We start from the raw sequence: 2,068 nt of genomic DNA on the forward strand, positions 1-2,068 counted from the left end.
GCCGCTTCGACCTCGCCCAGCTCGACCCGGAAGCCGCGGACCTTGACCTGGCTGTCGACGCGACCCCGGTAGCGCACGGTGGAGTCCGCGTCGACGCTGACCACGTCACCGGTCCGGTACCAGCGCCGCCGGTCGTCCCCGTCGCCCAGCACCGGGAACTTCCGGGCCGTGAGCTCCTCGTCGTCGAGGTAGCCGCGCGCCAGTCCGGGGCCCCCGATCAGCAGCTCACCGGGCGCACCGGGCGGGCAGTCCCGGCCGTCCTCGTCGACGACCCGGAGGTCCACACCGCGCAGGGGCCGCCCGATCGGCACGTCCCCGGTGTCGAGGTCGGAGCACTCGTGCAACGTCGTGTAGACGGTCGCTTCCGTTGGCCCGTAACCGTTGTAGACGTGGGGCACCGGCCGGAGCCGGGCGACCAGGTCCGGCTGCACGATCTCACCACCCATGACGAGCACGTGCAGCCCGCGGATCGCGGCGGCGAGGGAGGGGTCCTGCAACATCAGCTGGACCAGCGAGGGCGTCGCCTGGAAGTGGGTGACGCGGCCACCGGTCAGCACGCCGGTCAGGAACTCCGCGCCCTGCTCGGACCGGCCGGCCAGGGACTCCAGCTCCGCGACCACGACGGGGATGCCCCGCGTCAGCGGCCAGAACAGGTCCACCACCGACATGTCGAAGCACACGTTCGCCGCCGCCAGCCAGCACTCGGCCGACCCGTCCCGCCGGCGTGGCAGCACGTCGTCCAGCGCGTCGAGCAGGTGCGCGACGCTGCCGTGCTCCACCGCCACGCCCTTCGGCTCGCCCGTGGAACCGGACGTGTGGATGACGTAGGCCAGGTCGGAGCTGCCCGGCTCGACCACCGCGGGGCCCTCCCCTACCACCGACGAGGCCTCGGACACGTCCACGACCTCGTACGGCAGCGACGCGAACCTCGGCGCGGTGGTCCCGTCGACGATCACGCGGTCCGCCCCGGACGACTCGACGATCGAGCGGATCCGGCTGTCCGGGTAGGTCGGGTCGATCGGCACGTACGCCGAGCCGATGCCCATCGTGCCCAGCACCGCCGCCACCCGGGACACCGTCGCCGCCATGCACAGCGCGACCGGGCGGCCGGGCGCGCACCCCTTCGCCCGCAACAGCCGGGCGATCGACTCCGTTCGGCGCCAGAGCTCCGCGCGCGTCAGTGATTCCGCGGCGTCCGACACCGCCGTCGAGTCCGGTGACGCGAGCGCGAGCCGGCGGAACCGGCCGATGATCGAATTCGTCGTGATGTCCTCGGGTAACGCCGAGTGCACAGTACAGCCCCCCAACGACTGAGAATGTGCTGAATTGCTCCGGCCACTTCACGAAGAAATCAGTGGAAGGCCTTGTCGCGCCTTCTCCACGACCATACCCCGGGCACTGGAATGACGCCATCAGGCGATGCGAACCGAGCAGCCGGGCACCCGCGTGCGAACTACGCGGACTCGTCGTGAACCGATCTGCGGCGCGCGTCCCGCTGCAGCTCCTGTGCTAACTGCCGCCACACCTCGGCACAACTCCACGCCAGTTTGGCGACGTTCTCGCGGACGTGCTCGGGTATCGATTCGACGACCCGACCGGGGTCGTCGACGGCCAGTTCCCGCACGCTCAGCCATTGCAGGAGCGTTCGGCCGGTTTCCGAGAAACGCAGCGAGGGATCGCGGCGGAGGCTCTGCAACACCGCGTGCAGGTCGACGCCCGGATCGTCCGGTCCGGCGGTTCCGGCGACCACCGGCACCGGCACGGACGGCGATCGGCCAGGACCCGGTCGGCGGCGCACCGGGTCCTCTCCCCGCTGGAGGCGCCTGCGCACGTCGAGCGCCGTGCTGACGGAGATCCCGGACTCCCTCGCGACCTCCCGGAGCGGCGCGTCGGGCCGTGCGGCGAGGAGGGTCTGCGCCTTCACCCGCCCCTCGGCCGGGTCGAGCGGGGGGGGGGGGCCGGGCCCCCCCCCCCCGGGGGGGGGGAGGCCCGCCCGGCCGGGCGGACGCGCCCCCCCGGCGGCGCCGCGGGGGGCGCGGGGGGCGGGGTGGGGGGGGCCCCCCCGCGC

General features: G+C 73.3%; 2 protein-coding genes. Both read right to left on the minus strand.

All coding sequences use genetic code 11. The features are described 5' to 3' along the window. Positions 1 to 1,292: amino acid adenylation domain-containing protein (locus tag AB0G02_RS36810; RefSeq protein ID WP_360804103.1), on the minus strand; the 1,292-nt coding region annotated here is incomplete at its 3' end. A 161-nt stretch (positions 1,293 to 1,453) separates the two neighbouring features. Further along, on the minus strand, positions 1,454 to 1,924 hold the full coding sequence (locus AB0G02_RS36815; protein WP_360804106.1) for a hypothetical protein: 471 nt from the start codon (positions 1,922 to 1,924) through the stop codon (positions 1,454 to 1,456). Between the last annotated feature and the right edge of the window lie 144 nt (positions 1,925 to 2,068).

This window comes from Actinosynnema sp. NPDC023658, assembly GCF_040639995.1.
Classification (GTDB): Bacteria; Actinomycetota; Actinomycetes; order Mycobacteriales; family Pseudonocardiaceae; genus Actinosynnema.